The 21,176-nt window shown below is 70.0% G+C and carries 20 protein-coding genes; 13 read left to right on the plus strand and 7 right to left on the minus strand.

The genetic code is table 11. The features are described from left to right. Nucleotides 1-32 precede the first annotated feature (32 nt). The 9 genes from CQ034_RS08400 to CQ034_RS08440 all read left to right on the plus strand — a co-directional run bounded on the left by CQ034_RS08400 (nt 33) and on the right by CQ034_RS08440 (nt 9,353). On the plus strand, nt 33-236 hold the full coding sequence (locus tag CQ034_RS08400) for a cold-shock protein (protein WP_017831237.1): 204 nt from the start codon (nt 33-35) through the stop codon (nt 234-236). Nucleotides 237-428: 192 nt separating this feature from the next. After that, nucleotides 429-1,457: an iron-siderophore ABC transporter substrate-binding protein gene (locus CQ034_RS08405; protein WP_105710679.1), complete on the plus strand. Its 1,029-nt coding sequence runs from the start codon at nt 429-431 to the stop codon at nt 1,455-1,457. A gap of 33 nt (nt 1,458-1,490) precedes the next feature. Further along, nucleotides 1,491-2,540: an iron ABC transporter permease gene (locus CQ034_RS08410; RefSeq protein ID WP_105710680.1), complete on the plus strand. Its 1,050-nt coding sequence runs from the start codon at nt 1,491-1,493 to the stop codon at nt 2,538-2,540. Continuing rightward, entirely contained in the window at nt 2,537-3,619 is a 1,083-nt protein-coding gene (locus CQ034_RS08415) for an iron chelate uptake ABC transporter family permease subunit (RefSeq protein ID WP_105710681.1), read from the plus strand. Before CQ034_RS08410 ends, CQ034_RS08415 begins: the two co-directional genes overlap by 4 nt. Beyond that, the gene (locus tag CQ034_RS08420) at nt 3,616-4,416 is read left to right on the plus strand and encodes an ABC transporter ATP-binding protein (protein WP_029261439.1); all 801 of its coding nucleotides are present in this window, start codon (nt 3,616-3,618) and stop codon (nt 4,414-4,416) included. Before CQ034_RS08415 ends, CQ034_RS08420 begins: the two co-directional genes overlap by 4 nt. Next, the gene (locus tag CQ034_RS08425) at nt 4,406-5,368 is read left to right on the plus strand and encodes a siderophore-interacting protein (protein WP_105710682.1); all 963 of its coding nucleotides are present in this window, start codon (nt 4,406-4,408) and stop codon (nt 5,366-5,368) included. Before CQ034_RS08420 ends, CQ034_RS08425 begins: the two co-directional genes overlap by 11 nt. A 1-nt stretch (nt 5,369) precedes the next feature. Then, entirely contained in the window at nt 5,370-6,203 is an 834-nt protein-coding gene (locus CQ034_RS08430; protein WP_105710683.1) for an ABC transporter ATP-binding protein, read from the plus strand. A gap of 31 nt (nt 6,204-6,234) precedes the next feature. Then, nucleotides 6,235-7,266: an iron-siderophore ABC transporter substrate-binding protein gene (locus CQ034_RS08435; protein ID WP_105710684.1), complete on the plus strand. Its 1,032-nt coding sequence runs from the start codon at nt 6,235-6,237 to the stop codon at nt 7,264-7,266. Next, nucleotides 7,263-9,353, plus strand: coding sequence for an iron ABC transporter permease (locus tag CQ034_RS08440; RefSeq protein ID WP_105710685.1), 2,091 nt, complete (start codon nt 7,263-7,265; stop codon nt 9,351-9,353). Before CQ034_RS08435 ends, CQ034_RS08440 begins: the two co-directional genes overlap by 4 nt. A gap of 81 nt (nt 9,354-9,434) precedes the next feature. On the opposite strand, the gene CQ034_RS08445 is transcribed toward CQ034_RS08440, so the two are convergent. Then, nucleotides 9,435-10,277: an alpha/beta fold hydrolase gene (locus CQ034_RS08445; protein ID WP_105710686.1), complete on the minus strand. Its 843-nt coding sequence runs from the start codon at nt 10,275-10,277 to the stop codon at nt 9,435-9,437. A gap of 96 nt (nt 10,278-10,373) precedes the next feature. Here CQ034_RS08445 and CQ034_RS08450 point away from each other — a divergent pair, with 96 nt between their 5' ends. Next, nucleotides 10,374-10,940, plus strand: coding sequence for a TetR/AcrR family transcriptional regulator (locus CQ034_RS08450; RefSeq protein WP_105710687.1), 567 nt, complete (start codon nt 10,374-10,376; stop codon nt 10,938-10,940). Between the two features lie 239 nt (nt 10,941-11,179). Continuing rightward, complete coding sequence (locus CQ034_RS08455) at nt 11,180-11,983, plus strand: TspO/MBR family protein (protein WP_105710818.1); 804 nt, start codon at nt 11,180-11,182, stop codon at nt 11,981-11,983. Here the strand turns inward: CQ034_RS08455 and CQ034_RS08460 are convergent. Genes CQ034_RS08460 through CQ034_RS08485 form a run of 6 tightly spaced genes read right to left on the minus strand, consistent with a single transcriptional unit; the run spans nt 11,965 to nt 19,743 of the window. Further along, the gene (locus CQ034_RS08460; RefSeq protein ID WP_105710688.1) at nt 11,965-12,636 is read right to left on the minus strand and encodes a response regulator; all 672 of its coding nucleotides are present in this window, start codon (nt 12,634-12,636) and stop codon (nt 11,965-11,967) included. The two genes, CQ034_RS08455 and CQ034_RS08460, sit on opposite strands and share 19 nt — an antisense overlap. Continuing rightward, nucleotides 12,633-15,194: an ATP-binding protein gene (locus tag CQ034_RS08465; protein ID WP_105710689.1), complete on the minus strand. Its 2,562-nt coding sequence runs from the start codon at nt 15,192-15,194 to the stop codon at nt 12,633-12,635. Before CQ034_RS08465 ends, CQ034_RS08460 begins: the two co-directional genes overlap by 4 nt. After that, nucleotides 15,191-15,793, minus strand: a complete 603-nt coding sequence (gene kdpC / locus CQ034_RS08470; protein ID WP_105710690.1) for a potassium-transporting ATPase subunit KdpC — start codon at nt 15,791-15,793, stop codon at nt 15,191-15,193. The genes CQ034_RS08465 and kdpC overlap by 4 nt, the downstream gene beginning before the upstream one ends. 25 nt (nt 15,794-15,818) lie before the next feature. Next, on the minus strand, nt 15,819-17,972 hold the full coding sequence (gene kdpB / locus CQ034_RS08475; protein ID WP_105710691.1) for a potassium-transporting ATPase subunit KdpB: 2,154 nt from the start codon (nt 17,970-17,972) through the stop codon (nt 15,819-15,821). Between the two features lie 2 nt (nt 17,973-17,974). After that, complete coding sequence (gene kdpA, locus CQ034_RS08480; RefSeq protein ID WP_105710692.1) at nt 17,975-19,654, minus strand: potassium-transporting ATPase subunit KdpA; 1,680 nt, start codon at nt 19,652-19,654, stop codon at nt 17,975-17,977. Further along, complete coding sequence (locus tag CQ034_RS08485) at nt 19,654-19,743, minus strand: potassium-transporting ATPase subunit F (RefSeq protein WP_036303189.1); 90 nt, start codon at nt 19,741-19,743, stop codon at nt 19,654-19,656. The genes kdpA and CQ034_RS08485 overlap by 1 nt, the downstream gene beginning before the upstream one ends. 280 nt (nt 19,744-20,023) lie before the next feature. On the opposite strand from CQ034_RS08485, the gene CQ034_RS08490 reads away from it, so the two are divergent. Then, complete coding sequence (locus CQ034_RS08490) at nt 20,024-20,353, plus strand: PadR family transcriptional regulator (protein ID WP_181156257.1); 330 nt, start codon at nt 20,024-20,026, stop codon at nt 20,351-20,353. Next, entirely contained in the window at nt 20,350-21,099 is a 750-nt protein-coding gene (locus tag CQ034_RS08495; RefSeq protein ID WP_146114820.1) for a hypothetical protein, read from the plus strand. The genes CQ034_RS08490 and CQ034_RS08495 overlap by 4 nt, the downstream gene beginning before the upstream one ends. Nucleotides 21,100-21,176 lie beyond the last annotated feature (77 nt).

Below are 21,176 nucleotides of genomic sequence, written 5' to 3' on the forward strand. Positions count from 1 at the left end.
TAAACGGCTAAGTCAACAGAAAGTAGAAACACATGGCCACTGGCACTGTGAAATGGTTCAACGCGGAAAAGGGCTTCGGCTTCATCGCTCCCGATGACGGCTCGGACGACCTTTTCGCCCACTACTCGGCTATCGCCGGCTCCGGTTTCAAGGAGCTCCGCGAGAACCAGAAGGTCGAATTCGACGCTGAGCGTGGCCCCAAGGGCATGCAGGCGGCGAACATCCGCGCTCTCTGAGCGCGCGCTGACTTCCTGAAGCCGGCCGGATCCTCACGGATCCGGCCGGCTTTTTCTGTGCCCGCAACTGCGCGGGGTTCCAGGACTCGAAGTGAGGTCGCCCTAACCTCCGTGTTAGATTAGGCCAGGCTTACCAAAGGCTGGGCGCACCTCTCGCGCCGCCCCCTCACCCCGAACCCGAAGGGAACGCCTGTGCGCATCTCTCGAATCCTCGCCATCGGCGCGGCCGCTGCACTCGCCGTCGGCCTCTCCGCCTGCGCGTCCCCCGCGCCGGAATCGACCGGAACAGCCGGCGGTAACCCCGCCTCCGCGGATGCCTTCCCCGTCACGGTGGAGCACGCCTACGGCGAGACCACCATCTCGGAGAAGCCCGAGCGCATCGCGACGGTCGCCTGGGCGAATCACGAGGTGCCGCTGGCGCTCGGCATCGTCCCGGTCGGCATGAGCAAGGCCAGCTGGGGCGACGACGACGACAACGGCGTGCTGCCCTGGGTCGAGGAGAAGCTCGACGAGCTGGACGCCGAGACCCCGGTCCTGTTCGATGAGACCGACGGCATCGATTACGAGGCCGTGGCCGACACCGAGCCCGACGTGATCCTCGCGGCATACTCCGGCCTCACGCAGGAGGAGTACGACACCCTCTCCAAGATCGCTCCGGTCATCGCGTTCCCCGAGGTCGCCTGGGGCACCTCGGTCGACGACATGATCGAGATGAACTCGAAGGCACTCGGCCTCCAGGATGAGGGCGAAGCACTGATCGACGAGCTGCACGCCGACGCCGAGACCGCTCTCGAGGCGAACAGCATCCTGAAGGACAAGAAGGTCCTGTTCGCGTACCTCGACCCGGCCGACCTGAGCCAGATCGGCTATTACACGGCGATCGACACGCGTCCCGGATACCTCCACGACAACCTCGGCCTGCCGTTCCCGTCGATCGTGGAAGACACCGCAGACACCGAGAAGTTCGATCTGACGGTCAGCGCGGAAGAGGTCGCGAAGTTCGCCGACGTGGACTTGTTCGTCACCTACGGCGACGACGCGCTCATCGCTCAGCTCCAGGCCGACCCGCTGCTGTCGAAGATCCCGGCCATCGCCGAGGGGCGTATCGCGATCCTCCCCAACGCGACGCCGGTCGCCGCATCCGCGAACCCGTCGCCGCTGTCCATCCCGTGGGGCCTCAGCGACTACCTCGCACTGCTGGCTGCACCGCTCGCGAAGTAGCCGTTCGATCCGCATCAGCGGAGTGAATCCTCAGTGACCTCAGCAACCGTCATCGCCCCCGCGCCGGGTGCCGCAGACCTGCGGCACCCGGCGCTGGTGCGCACCTTCTGGCTGCTCATCGGGGTCGTGGTGCTCGTCGTCCTCAGCATCCTGTCGATCTCGTTCGGCGTGCGCGCGGTCTCCTTCGACGACATCGTCGCGGCCCTCGGCGGCCACACCGACACGATCTCCCAGGCCGCGATCGTCAAGCGCATCCCGCGCACCGTGCTCGCCCTCCTCGTCGGTGCCGCGCTCGCCCTCTCCGGTGCGACCATGCAGGCTGTGACGCGCAACCCCATCGCCGACCCCGGCATCCTCGGCGTCTCGAACGGCGCCTCGCTCGCGGTCGTCTGCGGCATCGCCTTCTTCGGCCTCAGCAACCCCTACGGGCAGATGGGGTTCGCGATCGCCGGAGCCGGGATCGCCGCCGTGTTCGTCTACACGGTCGGCTCCCTCGGGCGCGGGGGTGCGACGCCCCTCAAGCTCGCGCTCGCGGGTGCCGCCACCTCGGCGGCCTTCGCCTCGCTGATCAGTGCCGTCATGCTGCCCCGCGTCGACCTGCTGCAGACGTTCCAGTCCTGGCAGATCGGCGGTGTCGGCGGGGCGGAGTGGCCGCGCATCGCGCTCACCGCGCCCGTCCTCGCGGTCGGCGCCCTCATCTGCTTCCTGTGCTCGCGCGGCATGAACTCGCTCGCGCTCGGCGACGACATGGCCAAGGGTCTCGGCGAGCACGTGTTCCGCACACGCCTGATATCGGCGCTCGGTGCGGTGATCCTCGCGGGAGCGGCGACGGCCATCGCCGGGCCCATCGGATTCGTAGGCCTCATCGTCCCGCACATGTGCCGGATGCTGGTGGGCACCGATCACCGCTGGCTGCTGCCGTTCTCGGCCATCGCCGGTGCCGCGCTGCTGACCGCGAGCGACATCATCGGCCGCGTGATCTCGCCCTCGGCGGAGGAGATCCAGGTCGGCATCATCACCGCCATCATCGGCGCCCCGTTCTTCATCTGGATCGTCCGTCGGCAGAAGGTGCGTGAGCTGTGAGCACGACCGAGCACACCGAACACACCCTCGACCGCGTCGACGAGCCGGCATCCGCCCGGATCGCGCGCATCGTCGCGGGCCGTCGCGCGCGCCACCGCCGCCACGCGATCGCCACGATCGTGCTCGGCATCCTGCTGCTCGTGCTGTTCACGGTCGCCCTCATGGTCGGCAACACGTTCTACCCGCTCGACGAGGTCATCCGCGTGATCCTCGGCGAGACCGTCCCCGGGGCCTCATTCACCGTCGGCGACCTGCGGCTGCCGCGGGCGATCCTGGCCGTCCTCACCGGCATCGGCTTCGGCATGGCGGGAGTCTGCTTCCAGACGATGCTGCGCAATCCGCTCGCCTCGCCCGACATCATCGGCATCTCGAACGGCGCCGGGGCGGCCGCGGTCTTCGGCATCGTCGTGCTCTCGGTGAACGGGCCGGTCGTGTCGCTGCTCGCCCTCGGCGGCGCCGTCGTCACGGCCTTCGCGATCTACCTGCTCTCGATCAAGGGCGGCTTCGCCGGCACCCGCCTGATCCTGATCGGCATCGGTGTCGCGGCGATGCTGCAGAGCGTCATCTCGTACATGCTGTCGCGCGCCGCGAACTGGGACATCCAGACCGCGATGCAGTGGTTGACCGGAAGCCTCAACAATGCGTCGTGGGAGCGGGTGCTGCCGATGGCCATCGCCGCGCTCATCATCGTGCCGCTGATGCTGTCGCAGGGGCGTGCGCTCGGCGCCCTCCAGCTCGGCGACGACTCCGCGGCCGGCCTCGGGATCCGGGTCGACGCCACGCGCCTGCTGCTCATCCTCGGGGCGGTCGCGCTGCTCGCGTTCGCGACCGCGGCGACCGGTCCCATCGCGTTCGTCGCGTTCATGGCCGGACCCATCGCCGCCCGCATCACCGGGCCGGGCGCCAACCTGCTCCTGCCGTCGGCGTTCGTCGGGGCCGTGCTCGTGCTCGGCGGCGATCTGATCGGCCAGTTCGCCTTCGGTACCCGCTATCCGGTCGGCGTCATCACCGGCGTGGTCGGTGCGCCGTACCTGATCTACCTGCTCATCCGCACCAACCGTTCCGGGGGTTCGCTTTGACCGTCTCGCACAGCCTGTCCGCCGAAGGCGTGAGTCTGGCCTACGGTGACCGCACCGTCGTCGACGGCCTCGACCTGCAGATCGCCCCCGGCCGCATCACGACGATCGTCGGGGCCAACGGATGCGGCAAGTCGACGCTGCTGCGCTCGCTCGCCCGCCTGCTCTCGCCCACCGAGGGACAGGTCGTGCTCGACGGCAAGTCCGTGCACGCCCGGCCCACCAAAGAGGTCGCCCGCATCCTCGGCCTGCTGCCGCAGTCGCCGGTCGCGCCCGAGGGCATCGCGGTCGCGGATCTGGTCGGTCGGGGACGGCACCCGCACCAGAAGATGCTCGCGCGGTGGAGCACCCACGACTACGAGGTGGTGGCCGATGCCCTCGACGCGACCGGCATCACCGACCTGGCCGACCGCAGCGTCGATGAGCTCTCCGGCGGACAGCGGCAGCGCGTCTGGATCGCGATGGCCCTCGCGCAGGAGACCGACATCCTGTTGCTCGACGAGCCGACCACGTTCCTCGACGTCGCGCACCAGGTCGAGGTCCTCGACCTGCTCACCGACCTGAGCGTCTCGCGCGGCACCACCATCGTCATGGTGCTGCACGACCTCAACCTCGCGGCACGCTACGCCGACGAGCTGGTCGCCATGAAAGACGGGCGGGTGCACGCGACGGGCGCCCCGCAGGACATCGTCACCGCACAGCTCGTCGAAGAGGTCTTCGGCCTCGCCAATCAGATCACCATCGACCCGGTCTCTGGCAAGCCGATGGTCACACCCATCGGGAGGCACCATGTCCGCTGAGACGACCACCACCGAGCGTCCGACCTACATCCTCACCCGCGCCGAGGTGCGCGCCGTCGCCCGCGTCTCGCCCTCGTTCGTGCGCGTGACGTTCGGCGGCGACGACCTGAGTGAGTTCGGCACGCCCGGCGAGGTGTTCGACAGCCGCATCAAGCTGGTCTTCCCGCCGGCATCCGGCATCCTCCCCGAACTCGATCGGGCCTCGGACAACTGGTGGCAGTCTTTCCTTGCGGTGCCGGAGGAGGAGCGCGGCTCGATGCGCACCTACTCCGTGCGCGAGCTGCGGGTGGATCCCGCCGCGGGCACCGAGGTGGACGTCGACTTCGTGCTGCACCTCGAGCCGGGGCTCACCGGACCCGCATCGCTGTGGGCGAGCCAGGCGGCGGTCGGCCAGGAGCTCTACCTCGTCGGGCCCCGTCGCGGCGTCGACGTGGATGCGCACGGTGGGGCCGAGTTCGCGCCGGGCACCGCGGCGTCGGTCGTGCTCGCCGGCGACGAGACGGCGGCTCCCGCCATCGCCCGCATCCTGGAGGACGCGCCCCGCGACCTGCGCGGAGTGGCCTTCATCGAGGTGCCCTCTCCCGCCGACATCCTGCGCATCGACGTGCCGTCCGGCGTCGAGGTGCACTGGCTGCCGCGCGACGCCGGTGACCCGCACGGCCTGCGCCTGATCCCCGCCGTGCTCGGCTACCTCGGAGACGCCGACGCCGCCGATGAGATCCGTGTGAAGGACATCGACGGCGAGGACCTGCTCTGGGAGACGCCGGACTACTCCGGCCTCGGGGAAGAGATCGACCGGGCGGATGCCCCGGCGGAGCGCTACTTCTGGATCGCGGGGGAGAGCGGCGTGGTCACCACCCTGCGCCGCCACCTCGTCAAGGACCTCGGCGTCGACCGCGGGCAGGTCGCGTTCATGGGCTACTGGCGCCGCGGCGTCGCGATGCGGGGCTGAGATGACGACAGAGTCCCACGCCCTGCACGGCGAATCCCTCGTGCTCGGATACGGCCGAGCCCGGGTGGTGCACGACGTCTCGCTGCGCCTGGCACCCGGACGGGTCACCGCCCTCATCGGGCCGAACGGCAGCGGCAAGTCGACCGTCCTGCGCGCGCTCGCCCGCCTGCACCGCATCGAGGCGGGGAGCGTGCGCATCGGCGGCGACGAGACTCGCGATGCCGCGGCCCTCTCGGCGAAGGAGTTCGCCAAGGCCGTCGCGATGCTCTCGCAGTCGCGGCCGCATCCGTCCGGGATCGAGGTCTCCGACGTCGTGGCGTACGGCCGCCACCCGCATCGGGGCCGTTTCTCGGGCGTCAGCGACGCCGACCGCGCCGCCGTCGCGCGGGCGCTCGAACTGACCGGGCTCCGCACGATGGCCTCGCGCCCCGTCGACCAGCTCTCGGGCGGCGAACTGCAGCGCGTGTGGCTGGCGACCGCGCTGGCGCAGGAGACGGGCGTGCTGCTGCTCGACGAGCCGACCAACCACCTCGACCTGCGCTACCAGGTGGAGACGCTCGACCTGGTGCGCGAGCTCGCCGACGACCACGGCACCGCCCTGGGTGTCGTGCTGCACGACCTCGACCACGCGGCATCCGTCGCGGACGACGTGGTGCTGCTGCACGCCGGTCGAGTGCACGCGGCGGGCACCCCCGCCGAGGTGCTCACGGGCGAGAACCTCTCGCACGTGTACGGCCTGCGGATCGACACCGAGATCGACGAGGAGACCGGCCTCGTGCGGGTGCTCCCGCGCGGTCGTCACCACGGCCGGCACCGCGCCCGCGCAGCATCCTGAACCCCCTCACCCCTCCCGGAGGAAGAACCGAATGAAGAAGAAGCCCCTCGCCCTGATCGCCCTGGGTGGCGCGCTCGTGATGGCCCTCGCCGGCTGCGGCACCACCCAGGCCCCCGCTGCCTCCGACTCCGACGCCTCGGCCTCGACGAGCGCGGGCTGCGGCGACGACACCACCGCGACCTCGACGGGCGCCGTCTCCGTCACGGATGACCTCGGCCGCACGGTCGAACTCGACAAGCCCGCCGAGCGGATCGCGGTGCTGGAGTGGCAGCAGATCGAGGATGCGCTGTCGCTGTGCGTCACCCCGGTCGCGGTCGCCGACGCCGAGGGCTACAGCACGTGGGTCACCGCGGAGGAGCTCCCGGAGGGTGTGACCGACGTCGGCACCCGCCAGGAGCCGAACCTCGAGACGCTGTTCGGCACCGAGCCCGACCTCGTGATCGTCGAGGTCAGCGCCGCGGACGACCCCATCGTCGCCCAGCTCGAGGCCTACGACGTGCCGGTGCTGGCGACCATCGGTGCGGATGCCGCCGACCCCATCGCGAAGATGCTCGGCACGCTCGACCTCATCGCCCAGGTGACCGGCCGCGAGGAGCGCGCCGAGGTCGTCGCCGACGAGTTCCAGGCCCACTTGGACTCGGCATCGGCCGAGCTCGCGGATCTCGACCTGCCCACGACGGAGTTCGTGTTCTTCGACGGCTGGGTCGACGGCGGCAACGTCGCGCTGCGTCCGTTCGGCCAGGGCTCGCTGGTCGGGGAGATCGGCGAGAAGCTCGGTCTGAAGAACGCCTGGACCGGCGAGGTCGACCCCACGTACGGCCTCGGCCAGACCGATGTCGAGGGCATGACCACGGTCGGCGACGCCAGCCTGTTCTACACCGGCACCGAAGACCCCGAGTCGGAGAGCTTCATCGACGCCCTGCAGGACAACCCGGCCTGGACCTCGCTGCCCGCCGTGGCCGATGACCGCCTCACCGCGTTCCCCGCCGGGATCTGGACGTTCGGCGGACCGCGCTCGACCCAGCAGATCATCGACGGCTACGTCGAGGTGCTCTCGAGGTGACGGGTGCCCTTCGCCTCGACGACGCGGCGGCAACGACGGAGCCGGCGCGCCCGGCTCCCGCCGTCGCGCCCGACGAGGCGGAGGGACGCCGGCCGGGCGCCCTGCTGACGGGCATCGGCGTGCTCGTCGCCCTTGCGATCGTGCTCGTCGCCGTGGCCTGCTGGCATCTCACGCAGGGCACGAGCGGTGCCGTGTTCGCCGACACCGAGGTGCTGTGGGGGTCGCGGGTGCCACGCCTCGCCGCGGGCATCGCCGTGGGGGTGGCGCTCGGCGTCGCCGGCATCCTCCTCCAGTCGCTCGCCCGCAATGCTCTGGCCTCGCCGGACACGCTGGGCGTGACCGCCGGTGCCTATCTCGCGGTGACGGCGCTCGCGGCGTTCGGCATCGCGGTGCCGGTGTGGGCGTCGGGCGCTGTCGCGTTCGCCGGGGGCCTCATCGCCGCGGGGATCGTGCTCGGCCTCGCCGGTGGTGCGGGGTCGTCGACCACGCGGCTGATCCTCGCGGGCACGGCCCTCGCGCTCGCATTCCAGGCCGGCACTTCGACCCTGCTCATCCTCTTCGACGAGGAGACCAAGGGGCTGCTGGCGTGGGGAAGCGGCAGCCTGTCGCAGCTCGGGCTGACCGCGTTCCTGCAGGCGGCACCCGTCGTGGTCGTGGTGACGGCGGCGGCCCTGCTGCTCGCGCGGCGGTTCGACATCCTGGCGCTCGGCGACGACACGGCATCCTCCCTGGGTGTGCCGATCCGCTCGACCCGGGCCATCGGAATCCTGCTCGCCGTCACGCTCACCGCGGTGTCGGTGACGCTCGCGGGGCCGATGGGCTTCGTCGGGCTGTGTGCGCCCGTGCTCGCCCGTCTGCTGACGCGGGTGGTGCCGAGTCTGAACCGCCATCTGCTCCTGATCCCGGCGGCCGGCCTCCTCGGCGCGATCGTCGTGATCCTCTCGGATGCTCTGCTGCGGGCGATCATCGGGGCCGAGGCGGCGATCCTCATCCCGACCGGCGTCGCGACCACGCTCCTCGGAGCCATCGTGCTCGTGCTCATGGCGCGGCGCCTGCGCGATGCCGGTCCGACGCGAGAGCCTCCGCGGGTGCGGTTCGGCGTGCGCAGCCGACTCCGGTTCCGCATCACCATGGTGGTCGTCGTGCTGGGCGTGATCGGGGTGCTGTTGCTCGGCCTGCTCGCCGGGCACACCTGGCTGCTGACCGGCGACATCGTGCTGTGGCTTCAGGGTGAGGCTCCGCCCGCGATCGCCTTCGCGCTGGACGAGCGGGCGCCGCGCATCGCGGCCGCGGTCGTGGCGGGTGGGGCGCTCGCGCTGTCCGGCGCTATCATCCAGGGGGTCAGCCGGAACCCGCTCGCCGACCCGAGCATCCTCGGCGTCACGGGCGGCGGCGGCCTCGGCGCGGTGCTGGTGATCACGAGTGCCGTTTCGTCCACCGCGGGCATGATCGCGGGTGCCATCGCCGGGGCGCTGTTGGCCTTCGCCCTCGTGTACCTCCTGTCGTGGCGCGGCGGGTTGAACGCCGACAGGTTCCTGCTGATCGGCATCGGCGTCTCGTACTTCACGGTGTCGCTCACGACCTTCTTCCTGCTGAGGTCGAACCCCTGGGACACCCCGAAGATCTATACGTGGCTGTCCGGCACCACGTACGGCCGCGTGTGGGAGCAGGTGCTGCCGCTGGCGATCGTCCTGGCCATCGCGCTGCCGTTCGTGGTGATGAGCCGACGCGAGCTCGACGTGCTGTCGCTCGACGAGGACACTCCGCGACTCGTCGGCATCCGCCTCGAGCCCGTGCGGCTGACGCTGCTGGTCGTGGCGGCGGTGCTCGCGGCGCTCAGCGTGACGGCGATCGGTGTGATCGGCTTCGTCGGGCTCGTCGCTCCGCATGCGGCACGGGCTCTCGTCGGTGCCAGGCACGCCAGGGTGATCCCGGTCGCGGTGCTGCTGGGCGGTCTGCTCGTCGGTGTCGCCGACACCATCGGGCGTACGGTCATCGCCCCCGCCCAGCTGCCAGCCGGACTCGTGGTCGCGCTGATCGGAGCCCCGTACTTCGTCTGGCTGCTCTGGCGCTCGCGCGACGCGTAGCCCCGCGTCGAGTCGCTCGCGAATCGCGCAAATGGTCCCATCTCCCGAAGAAATAGGACCATTCGCGCGATTCGTACGGGGTTACTTGGCGAAGAAGTCCTTCAGCGCGGCGTTGACCTCGTCGGCGTGGGTCCAGAGCAGGCCGTGCGGGGCGCCCTCGACCTCGACGTAGTCGGCATCCGGCACCGCCTGGTGGAAGCGGCGCGCGGTCGCGTCGATCGGGAGGATGTTGTCCTTCGTGCCGTGCAGGATCAGGGTGGGCTTGGCCGCGGCGCGCACGGCCTCGACGTCGCCACGGAAGTCCTCGATCCAGGCCGAGACGACCGCGTAGGCGGCCACGGGTGCGCTGCCGATGGCGACGTTCCAGCTGCCGGTCACGGCCTGCTCGCTGATGCGCGAGCCGAGGTTCTCGTCGAGGTTGTAGAAGTTCTGGTAGAAGTCGGTGAACCACGCGAAGCGGTCGCCCTTCGCCGCGGCCTCGATGCCGTCGAAGACCTCCTGCGGCACGCCCTCGGGGTTGTCGTCGCGCTGCACCAGGAAGGGCTCGAGCGAGGCGAGGAAGGCGAGCTTCGCGACGCGGTCGTGTCCGTACTTCGCGACGTAGCGGGCGAGCTCTCCGGTGCCCATCGAGAAGCCGACGAGCACGACGTCGCGCAGGTCGAGGGTCTCGAGCACGGTGTTCAGGTCGGCGGCGAACGTGTCGTAGTCGTAGCCGGCGTTGACCTTGGAAGATCCGCCGAAGCCGCGGCGGTCGTAAGTGATGACGCGGTAGCCCTGGGCGAGGAGCTCGCGGGTCTGACGCTCCCAGCTGTGGCCGTCGAGCGGGTAGCCGTGGATCAGGACGACGGGCTGACCCGAACCCTGGTCTTCGTAGTAGAGCTCGATCGGAGTGCTGTTCTCGTTTCCGACGGTGATGTAGCCCATGATCCTGGTCCTTTCGGTTGCGGTGAGAACGATCGTTCTCGTTCGATGTGTTCAATCTAGAGAACGTTCGTTCTCGTGTCAAGTAGACTTCTGGACATGACCGAAGACGAGGCCCGAGAGCGCATCCTGTCCGCCGCGGAGGAGCTCTACTACCGCAAGGGGTACGCGGCCGTCGGCATGGACGAGCTGCGCTCGGCCGCCGGCGTGTCGCTGCGTCGCCTCTACGCGCTGTTCCCCGCGAAGACCGACATCGTCACCGCTGTCCTCGCCCGCAAGCACGCCCAGTGGGAGTCCGGGCTCTCCGCGGCCGTGACGGATGCCGGTGATGATCCGCGCACCCGCCTGCTCGCGGTCTACGGATACCTCGAGAACTGGTTCTGCGCCGACGACTTCCGCGGCTGCGCCTTCATCAACGCGTTCGGCGAGCTCGGCGGGACGAACCCCGAGGTCGCCGAGATCGTGCGCACGCACAAGGCGTCGTTCCAGGAGTACATGGCGGGCCTGGTCGCCGACACGGGTGCCCCCGCAGCGCTCGCCGCACAGCTGTCGATCCTCGCCGAGGGGGCGCAGAGCACGGCCGCGATCTCGAAGGACCCCTCCGTGGCCGTGCAGGCGCGCGGCGCCGCGGAGGTCCTGATCGACGCGGCCTTCGCCCGGCCCTGAGTCCCGGCACCGTCATCCGCCCACCCGTTCCGCGGCATCCATCCTGGCCTGCACGCATGTCGGGAGGATTCGCGGGTGTCGGGGCATTCGACGGCGTGTCTCCCGACGGATGGACTTTCTCCCGACGGATGCGCAGAGGAGGCGGGCGGCCCGGCCGTTTGGCTAACCTGGTTAGCGAAACGGCGGCCGGGTGTCAACCCCGATGCGCACCGGGCGCTCCACGCCGTATGGTCACGACCATGGACTCACGTACGAAGGGCATCGGCCGGCAGAGCCTGATCATCGCGGCGGCATCGTTCATGCTGATCGCGGCCGCCATCGGCGCAGGAGCGTTCGGCGGAGCATCCGTCGACGACCTGCAGGACGGCGCGCTCTCGGCGCAGGGTTCGTACCTCGCGCCCGCCGGCCCCGCCTTCTCGATCTGGTCCCTCATCTACATCGGGCTCATCGCGTACACCGTCTGGCAGGCGCTTCCCGCACAGCGGCAGGATGCTCGCCAGCAGGCCGTGGGCGGATGGATCGCCGCGTCGATGGTGCTGAACGGGCTGTGGCTGGTCACCGCGCGCTTTCTGACGCTGTGGCTCACAGTCGTGGTGATCGCCCTGCTGCTGGCGGTGCTCGCCCGGGTGATCGTGGTGCTGGGGCGCTTCCCGGCGCGCAACCTCGCCGACCGCATCCTGACCGACGGCGCGAACGGCCTGCACTTCGGCTGGGTGACGATCGCGACGGTCGCGAACACGGCCGCGTGGCTGACGCAGATCGCACCCGAGAGTTGGGCGGAGGCCGCGGATGCCTGGGCGATCGCCGTGCTGGTGGTCGTGCTCGTGATCGGTGCCGCTGCCGCGTGGGCGACCGGTCGCATCGCCCCCGCACTCGCGACGGCCTGGGGTCTGGCCTGGCTCGCGGTCGGCCGTCTCACCGGGGAGCCCGAGAGCACCCCGACAGCAGTCGCCGCGATCATCGTGGCCGTGCTGCTCGTCGTCGCCGGGGTCGTCGCGGTGCTGCGACGCCGTGCGCGCTCGGCTCAGAGCACGAGCCGGTAGCCCATCCCCGCCTCGGTGAGCAGATGCACCGGCACGGCCGGCTCCTGCTCGAGCTTCTTGCGCAGCTGCGACATGTACAGGCGCAGGTAGCCCGAGTCGGACACCTGCTCGCTGCCCCAGATCTCCTTCAGCAGATCCTGTCGCGTGACCAGGGCACCCGGATGCCGTGCGAGGTGCTCCAGCATCCGCCACTCCGTCGGCGTCAGGTGCACGCGAGTTCCGGCGCGGGTCACGGTCTTGGTCGCGAGGTCGACCACGACGTCGCCGAACGCCACCGTCGACTCCCCGTTCGCCGGCATCGACCGGCGGGACAGCGCCCGCAGCCGCGCGAGCAGCTCGTCCACCTGGAAGGGCTTCGTCACGAAGTCGTCGGCACCGGCATCCAGAGCCTCGACCTTGTCGGCAGACCCGGTGCGGCCGGAGACCACGATGATCGGCACGTTCGTCCATCCGCGCAGCGCCTGGATGACCTCGATGCCGTCGAGCCGGGGCATGCCCAGGTCGAGCATGATGAGGTCGGGATGCGTCTGCGCGGCAGCAGCGACCGCGGCGGCACCGTCGGCCGCCACGACGACCTCGTATCCATGGGCGGCGAGCGTGATCCGCAGCGCCCGCACCATCTGCGGGTCGTCGTCGGCGATGAGGAGCTTCACTCCGTCTCCTCCGTGTCGTGATGCCCTGCGCCGAGCGGCAGGGAGATGACCATGGTGAGGCCCCCGCCGGGGGTGTCCTCGGGTGTCAGGGTACCGCCCATGCCCTCGGCGAACCCGCGCGACAGGGCGAGCCCGAGCCCGAGCCCCGTGGTGTTGTCGGTGTCGCCGAAGCGCTGGAACGGCTGGAAGATGCGGTCCCGTCGCTCGGGTGAGACCCCGTCGCCGCGATCGATCACGCGGATCTCGGCGCGATCGCCGAGGGCACTGGTCGAGACGATCACCCGGCTGCCCTCGGGAGCGTGGCGATGCGCGTTGGCGAGCACGTTCACCAGCACCCGTTGCAGCAGCACCGGGTCGGCGAACACCGGCGGCAGCTCGGGGTCGAGGGCGAGCTCGACGTCGGCCGGGCCCAGTCCGAGTTCGTCGATGGCGGCGAGCACCGTGCCGGCGGCATCCATCCGCGACGAGGAGACCGCGAGCACCCCGGCCTGCACGCGGCTCACGTCGAGCAGGTCGGTGACCAGGGTCGACAGGGTGGCGAGGCTCTCGTCGGCGGTCGCGAGCAGCTCCGCGCGATCGGATGCCGAGAGCTCGTGCGCGCCGCGGAGTCCGCCGATCGCCGCGACGGCCGAGGCCAGCGGGCGCCGCAGATCATGGCTCACGGCCGACAACAGCGCGCTGCGCACCTGGTCGGTCTCGGCCAGGGCCTCGGCCTCGCTCGCGGTCGCCCGCAGGTCGGTGTGCTCGATCGCGGCCGACAGCTGCGCCACGATCGCGTCGAGCAGCCGACGCTCCGGCCCCGCCAGCGGTTCGCCGTTCAGCTCCAGCATCGCGCGCGGGCCGCCACCGGGGCGGACGCCGACCGGGATGCTCGTGGCTCGTCCGTCGGCGACCGGCTCCCCGTCGCTGGCGAGCACCTCGCCGTCGGGGGAGAGCACCCGCACGCCGCTGAGCCCGAACGCCTCCCGGGTACGGCTGGCGAGGGCCAGTACCGCGTTGTCGCCCCGCAGCACGTTGCCGGCGACCGCGGCGAGCAGCTCGGCCTCGGCGGTGGCGCGCTGCGCGGTGCGGGCACGGCGGGCGGCCTGGTCGACGATGATGCTCACCAGGATCGCGATGAGCACGTACAGGGCGAGGGCGAGCACGTGCAACGGATGCGCGATCGTGATGGTGAACAGCGGTGCGACGAAGAGGAAGTCGAGTGTGACGCCGGAGAGCACGGCCGCGAACACGGCAGGACGGACGCCGCCGATGAGGGCGACCACCACCACGAGCAGCTGGTAGGCGAGCACCTCGGCGGTGATCGACTCGGGGCTGCGGAAGGTGAACATCAGCCACGACAGCAGGGGTCCGAACACGAGGGCCACCGCGAAGCCCAGCAGCTGCCGCCGCCAACCGAGTGCCCCGCCGGTCATCCGTGGCAGGGCGAGTCGACCGCCCGCCGCCGCGTGGGTGACGATGTGCACATCGATGTCGCCCGAGCGACGGATCACCTCCGATCCGATGCCGGGACCGGTGAGCGCGGCGGCGAGTCGACTGCGACGGCTGACCCCGATGACGAGCTGCGTGGCGTCCACCCCCTGCGCGAACTCGACCAGGGTGGCCGGGATGTCGTCGCCGACGACCTGGTGGTAGCTGCCGCCGAGCGATTCGACGAGGGTGCGCTGCGTGGCGAGCGCCCCCGGGGTCTCGTTGCGCAGCCCGTCCTGGGCCGAGATGTGCACCGCGAGCAGTTCTCCGCCGGCCGAGCGGGCGGCGATCCGTGCACCGCGACGCAGCAGGGTCTCGCCTTCGGGGCCGCCGGTGAGGGCGACGACGACCCGTTCCCTGGCCTGCCAGTTCCCTTCGATCCCCTGCTCCGCACGGTAGGTGCGCAGGGCGCTGTCGACCTCGTCGGCGAGCCAGAGCAGGGCGAGCTCGCGCAGCGCGGTGAGGTTGCCGAGGCGGAAGTAGTTCGACAGGGCGGCATCGATGCGCTCGGCCGGGTACACGAGCCCGGCGGAGAGCCGGTCCCGCAGCGACTGCGGCGCGAGGTCGACGACCTCGATCTCGTCCGCGGCGCGCACCACGGCATCCGGGATCGTCTCCTGCTGCGCGATGCCGGTGATCTTCTCGACCACGGCATTGAGCGACTCGATGTGCTGCACGTTGACGGTGGTGACGACGTCGATGCCGGCGTCCAGCAGCTCGTCCACGTCCTGCCAGCGCTTCGGATGCCGCGAACCGGGGGTGTTCGTGTGGGCGAGCTCGTCGACGAGCGCGATCTCGGGAGCCCGGGCGAGCACGGCGTCGAGGTCGAGTTCGGTCAGGGCGACGCCGCGATGGTCTTCGACGCGACGGGGCACCTCGGGCAGTCCGACCGTCTGCGCGAGCGTGGCCGCGCGGTCATGGGTCTCGACGATGGCGATGACGACGTCGTGTCCCTCCTCGCGGAGCCGACGCCCCTCGGCGAGCATCTCGAACGTCTTGCCCACGCCGGGAGCGGCACCCAGCAGGACACGGAGGCGTCCACGACGAGACTGCTCCGACGTCGGGCGATGCGTCCGATCTGCGCTCATTCGCCCTCCTGGCCGTCCAGCGCGAGGTTGAGCTCGGCGACGTTGATGCGCTCCTCGCCGAGGAATCCCAGATCCCGCCCTTGAATCCTAGACTCCACGAGGTCCTCGACCTGCTGTTCCGGGAGCCCGCGCGCCTCGGCCACGCGCGGCACCTGCAGCAGGGCGTAGGCGACGCTGATGTGGGGGTCGAGGCCCGAACCCGAGGCCGTGACCGCGTCGGCCGGCACCTCGGACGCCTTCACACCCTCGCGCTCCGCGATCGCGGCCTGGCGGTCGGCGATGGCCGCGACCAGGTCGGGGTTCTCCGGGCCGAGGTTGCTGCCGCTGGAGCCTGCCCCGTCATAGCCGTCGCCGGCCGCCGAGGGGCGGGACTGGAAGTACTCCGGCAGGGCTTCGCCCTCGGCATCCGTGAACGGCTGACCGATCAGTGAGCTGCCTTTGTCGTCGGGGAGGGGTGAGCCGTTCGCCTGCCAGGGGAGAGCGAGCTGCCCGATGCCCGTGACGAGGAGCGTGTAGCCGACGCCGAGCACGAGGGTGAGGACGAGCATCGCGCGGATGGCGACCCCGGTGGTGCGGGCCGCGGTGCGAGTGGAGGACATGTCTGGGTTCCTTTTCCGAGCCGGGTCAGAAGCCCGGGATGAGGCTGACGACGAGGTCGATGAGCTTGATGCCGATGAACGGGGCGATCACGCCGCCGAGTCCGTAGATGAGCAGGTTGCGCTGCAGGATCTGCGAAGCGCTCGCCGGGCGGTACTTCACTCCGCGCAGGGCGAGCGGGATCAGGAACACGATCACGATCGCGTTGAAGATGATCGCGCTGGTCACGGCGGATGCCGGCGAGTGCAGCTGCATGATGTTGAGCGCGGCGAGTCCGGGGAAGACGCCCATGAACATCGCCGGGATGATCGCGAAGTACTTCGCCACGTCGTTCGCGAGCGAGAACGTGGTGAGGGCGCCCCGGGTGATGAGCAGCTGCTTGCCGATGCGCACGATGTCGATCAGCTTGGTCGGGTCGGAGTCGAGGTCGACCATGTTGCCGGCCTCCTTCGCGGCCGAGGTGCCGGTGTTCATCGCGACGCCGACGTCGGCCTGCGCGAGCGCGGGGGCGTCGTTCGTGCCGTCGCCGGTCATCGCGACCAGGCGTCCGCCCTCCTGCTCGCGGCGGATGAGGGCTAGTTTGTCCTCGGGCGTCGCCTCGGCGAGGAAGTCGTCGACCCCGGCCTCCGCAGCGATCGCCTTCGCGGTCAGCGGGTTGTCGCCCGTGATCATCACCGTGCGGATGCCCATGCTGCGCAGCTCGTCGAACCGCTCGCGCAGACCGTCCTTGACGATGTCCTTGAGGTGCACGACGCCGAGGACGCGGCCCTCCGCGCCGGGGGTCGTCACCGCCACGACGAGGGGGGTGCCTCCACTTTCGGCGACGGTGTCGGTGCGGGTGGTGAGCTCCGCGTCCTCGGCGTCGAGCCCGAGCCACGCCCGCACCGCGGAACCTGCGCCCTTGCGGATCTGCGTGCCGTCGGCGAGGTCGAGTCCCGACATGCGGGTCTGCGCGGTGAACGGCACGACGACGGCATCCTCCGGAGCGGTGACGCGGATGCCGCGGGCGGCGGCGAGCTCGACGATCGAGGCGCCCTCCGGGGTGGGGTCTGCGAGCGACGACAGGGCCGCGACGCGCAGCAGCTCGTCGGCGTCGACGCCCGGGAGGGGCAGGACCTCGTGCGCGCGGCGGTTGCCGTAGGTGATGGTGCCGGTCTTGTCGAGCAGCAGGGTCGTGACGTCACCCGCGGCCTCGACCGCGCGCCCCGACATCGCGAGCACGTTGCGCTGCACGAGCCGGTCCATCCCGGCGATGCCGATGGCCGAGAGCAGTGCCCCGATGGTGGTCGGGATCAGGCAGACGAGCAGGGCGATGAGCACCGGGATGCTGACGGGCGATGCCGCGTACGAGGCGATCGGGTTGAGGGCGAGCACCACGACCACGAAGATGATCGACAGGCTGGCGAGCAGGATGTTCAGCGCGATCTCGTTCGGGGTGCGCTGGCGGCTGGCGCCCTCGACGAGGGCGATCATCCGGTCGACGAACGTCTCACCCGGCTTCGAGGTGATGCGCACCACGATCCGGTCGGACAGCACGCGGGTGCCGCCGGTGACGGCGCTGCGGTCGCCGCCCGACTCGCGGATCACCGGGGCGCTCTCGCCCGTGATGGCCGACTCATCGACGGTCGCGATGCCCGCGATGATGTCGCCGTCGCCGGGGATCAGTTCGCCGGCGGTGACGATCACGACGTCGTCGCGCTGCAGTTCGGCGGACGAGACCTCCAGGGTCTCGGCACGTTCTGCTGCGGCATCCGAAGCCGCGTCATAACCGACCACACGGCGGGCCATCGTGCTGGTGCGCGTCTTGCGCAGGCTCGCGGCCTGGGCCTTGCCACGGCCTTCGGCGACGGACTCGGCGACGTTCGCGAACAGCACCGTCAGCCAGAGCCACACCGCGATGCCCCAGGTGAACGGCGCGGGGACCGGGGTGCCGCCCGAGTCGGCGGGTCCGCCGAGGAACGGTTCGGCGATCGCCAGCACGGTCGCGAACGCGGCGCCCACCCAGACCAGCAGCATCACGGGGTTGCGGACGAGGGCTGCGGGGTTCAGCTTGCGCAGGGCGCCGGGCAGGGCCTCGACGAGCTGTGACCAGCCGAAGGAACGCGTCGGCTGCGCGGGGGCGGATGCCGCAGCATCCTGCTGTTCAGAAGGGGATTCGGAAGGCGTGGTGATGAGAGTCATGGTCAGACGAGTCCTTCGGCGAGGGGTCCCAGTGCGAGCACGGGGAAGTAGGTGAGGGCGGTCACGACGACCGTCACGGTGAGGAGGAGGCCGACGAACTGCGGCCGGTGGGTGGGCAGCGTTCCCGAGGTGGCGGGCACACGCTCCTGCGCGGCGAACGAGCCGGCGAGGGCGAGCACGAGCACGATGGGGAGGAAGCGTCCGAGCAGCATCGCGATCCCGAGTGCGGTGTTGAACCACGGGGTGTTCGCGGTGAGTCCGGCGAAGGCGGAGCCGTTGTTGTTCGACGCCGAGGTGAACGCGTAGAGCACCTCGCTCATGCCGTGCACGCCCGGGTTCAGGATGCTGGTCGACTCCACGTCTTCCCGGATGCCGGGGATCGCGAAGCTCAGCGCGGTGCCGACCAGCACAAGCGTCGGCGTCACGAGGATGTACAGGCTCGCGAGCTTGATCTCCCGCGGACCGATGCGCTTGCCGAGGTATTCGGGGGTGCGGCCGACGAGCAGCCCGCCGACGAACACGGCGATGATCGCGAGCACGAGCATGCCGTAGAGGCCCGAGCCGACGCCGCCGGGGGCGACCTCGCCGAGCATCATGTTCAGCATCGGCATCATGCCGCCGAGCGCCGTGTACGAGTCGTGCATCGAGTTGACCGCACCGGTCGAGGTGAGCGTGCTCGCGCTGCCGAACAGCGTGGATCCGAGGATGCCGAAGCGCACCTCCTTGCCTTCCATCGCGGCGCCGGCGAGCTCGGGTGCGCTGCCGCGGCCGGCCAGTTCGAGCGCCGAGAGCGCGAAGGTCGAGATCAGGAAGATCGTGCCCATGACCGCGGCGATGGCGTAGCCCTGGCGGTGGTCGCCGACTATGCGGCCGAACGTGCGGGGGAGGGAGAACGGGATCACGAGGATCAGCAGCACCTCCAGCAGGTTCGTGAACCCGGTCGGGTTCTCGAACGGGTGCGCGGAGTTGGCGTTGAAGAAGCCGCCGCCGTTGGTGCCGAGGAGCTTGATCGCCTCCTGCGAGGCGACCGGTCCGCCCGGAATGGTCTGGGTTCCGCCCGACACGGTGGTCACGTCGGTGAAGCCGGCGAAGTTCTGGATCACGCCACCGGCGAGGAGCGCCACCGCACCGATCAGGGCGATCGGGAGGAGGATGCGGCCGAGACCGCGGATCAGGTCGACCCAGAAGTTGCCGATGGTCGCCGAGCCCCGGCGCGCGAGGCCGCGGATCAGCGCGATTGCGATGGCGAGTCCGACCGCCGCCGAGACGAAGTTCTGCACCGTGAGGCCGGCGAGCTGCACGGTGTAGCCCACGGTCTGCTCGGGCGAGTACGACTGCCAGTTGGTGTTGGCGACGAAGGATGCCGCGGTGTTGAAAGCGAGCCCTTCAGGCACGGCCGGGAGACCGAGCGACTGCGGCAGGAACGCCTGCAGGCGCTGCAGCCCGTAGACGAGCAGCAGCCCGACGACCGAGAACGCGAGAACGCTGCGGGCATAGGCGCGCCAGGTCTGCTCGGACGACGAGTCGACGCCGATCAGCCGGTAGACGCCGCGCTCGACGCGCAGGTCCTTCGCCGAGGAGTACACCCGGGCGATGTAGTCGCCGAGGGGGCGGTAGACCAGAACGAGCACGACCACGACGGCCGTGAGCTGCAGGATGCCGAACCAGATCGCCGCACCCATCAGAACCGCTCCGGGGCGACGAGCGCGACGACGAGGTAGACGACGGCGGCGACGGCGAGGACGGCCGCGATGATCTCGAAGACGATCATGCGCGGTCCACCGCCTTGGCGACCAGGGACACGAGGGCGAACAGCGCGAGAGTCAGCGCGATGTAGATGATGTCGAGCACGGATCCGATACAACTCCCGCGCGCGGGCGGATCCGTCGATCCTCACGGTTCCCCTACGCCGCCACCGAGGATGCATGCGGGTTGCTCACACCCGGCTCAGCGGTTGGCCGTGTGGGTCTCGTCGGGATGCAACTGAGGACCTCCTGAGAGTGGGTATATTCTCGTTGATCAGAATATGCCCACTCTTTAGGGTTGATGTCATGAAGACACCGTCACCGTTGCAGTTCACGCTTCTCACTGCTCTCACCGGTCGCACACTCCACGGATACGCACTCGTCGAGGAAGTCTCGACGCTCACGGGGCAACGGCCAGGTGTCGCGACCGTGTACGCCGCACTCGAGAAGCTCCTCGCACTCGGGTGGATCGCCCAGACGCAGGATGAAATCGTCGGCGGGAGGTTGAGACGGTACTACGCGATCTCTGAGACGGGGCTTCACGTTCTCGATCTCGAGGCGAAGGCGCTCGCCCAACGGGCACGACGCGCACAGTTCAAACTGCAGCAGGTGCGGACCGCGGGAGCACAAGCATGAACACCGATCCCCTGCGACGAAGCCTCAAAGCCTATCCGCGACGCTGGAGAGAAGTGAACGCTCACGTGCTCTTCGGAATGCTCGAAGAGGCTCGTGACGCCCACCCCGAACTCGTTCCCCTCGAAGCACGAACAGCTGCTCGAAAGGGGCTTGCAATGAGAATTACACAGGTGCTGCCTTGGGTGCTCGGGGCGATCAGTGTTGCCTCAGCTGCTGTCGCTATGACCATCGTGGCCGTCGCATTCACCGAGCAGAACGAAGCCCTCGTCCACGTGCTTTGTTTCTTCATCACCCCTCTCGCCAGTCTGTGGGCGATCGTTGTGGGGCTGATATCCCGCCCCACAACGGTTCATCCTCGCTGGGGGGCGGCTGTACTGGGCAGCCTCGGGATTCTCGTCGCTGGGGGCGCACACGTCCTCTGGTACCTGGGCGTCGACACCGACATGACGAACCTCCCTCCCATATGGGGCGCGACCACCGCCACCGCGTGCGTGCTTATCGGGATCGCACTCACCATCTCCCTGTTCCCCGCGTTCGCCCGCGCGACCTCACGCACCGTGGCCGTCATCGCCACCGCTCTCGTAGCCGCCTCCGGCGCGATCACGACGATCGTATTCTTGAGCCTGCCGTTCTCCGCGCCGATCATCGCCCTGACTGCGGTCGTCATCGTGCTGACCATTCGGCCCGGCCGCCAACGCACCGCATTGAACCCACCCGCAGCACCGTCTGAACGGCAGCGCCCCTAGCCCCCGGTCCCTATCCCGCGGGGCGTGGACCCCTAGCCGCCTACTGACAAGACCTGCTTGGCAATAGGTGGATTGCG

Source organism: Microbacterium sp. MYb45, from assembly GCF_002979655.1.
Lineage (GTDB): Bacteria > Actinomycetota > Actinomycetes > Actinomycetales > Microbacteriaceae > Microbacterium.

What these genes read in the sequence shown, in the direction of transcription:
- CQ034_RS08435 (WP_105710684.1), top strand. Translation starts at nt 6,235, where the DNA reads ATGAAGAAGAAGCCCCTCGCCCTGATCGCCCTGGGTGGCGCGCTCGTG.
- CQ034_RS08455 (WP_105710818.1), top strand. Translation starts at nt 11,180, where the DNA reads ATGGACTCACGTACGAAGGGCATCGGCCGGCAGAGCCTGATCATCGCG.
- kdpC (WP_105710690.1), bottom strand. Translation starts at nt 15,793, where the DNA reads ATGTCCTCCACTCGCACCGCGGCCCGCACCACCGGGGTCGCCATCCGC.
- CQ034_RS08445 (WP_105710686.1), bottom strand. Translation starts at nt 10,277, where the DNA reads ATGGGCTACATCACCGTCGGAAACGAGAACAGCACTCCGATCGAGCTC.
- CQ034_RS08495 (WP_146114820.1), top strand. Translation starts at nt 20,350, where the DNA reads ATGAACACCGATCCCCTGCGACGAAGCCTCAAAGCCTATCCGCGACGC.
- CQ034_RS08430 (WP_105710683.1), top strand. Translation starts at nt 5,370, where the DNA reads ATGACGACAGAGTCCCACGCCCTGCACGGCGAATCCCTCGTGCTCGGA.
- CQ034_RS08450 (WP_105710687.1), top strand. Translation starts at nt 10,374, where the DNA reads ATGACCGAAGACGAGGCCCGAGAGCGCATCCTGTCCGCCGCGGAGGAG.
- CQ034_RS08400 (WP_017831237.1), top strand. Translation starts at nt 33, where the DNA reads ATGGCCACTGGCACTGTGAAATGGTTCAACGCGGAAAAGGGCTTCGGC.
- CQ034_RS08490 (WP_181156257.1), top strand. Translation starts at nt 20,024, where the DNA reads ATGAAGACACCGTCACCGTTGCAGTTCACGCTTCTCACTGCTCTCACC.
- CQ034_RS08485 (WP_036303189.1), bottom strand. Translation starts at nt 19,743, where the DNA reads ATGATCGTCTTCGAGATCATCGCGGCCGTCCTCGCCGTCGCCGCCGTC.
- kdpB (WP_105710691.1), bottom strand. Translation starts at nt 17,972, where the DNA reads ATGACTCTCATCACCACGCCTTCCGAATCCCCTTCTGAACAGCAGGAT.
- kdpA (WP_105710692.1), bottom strand. Translation starts at nt 19,654, where the DNA reads ATGGGTGCGGCGATCTGGTTCGGCATCCTGCAGCTCACGGCCGTCGTG.
- CQ034_RS08465 (WP_105710689.1), bottom strand. Translation starts at nt 15,194, where the DNA reads ATGAGCGCAGATCGGACGCATCGCCCGACGTCGGAGCAGTCTCGTCGT.
- CQ034_RS08425 (WP_105710682.1), top strand. Translation starts at nt 4,406, where the DNA reads ATGTCCGCTGAGACGACCACCACCGAGCGTCCGACCTACATCCTCACC.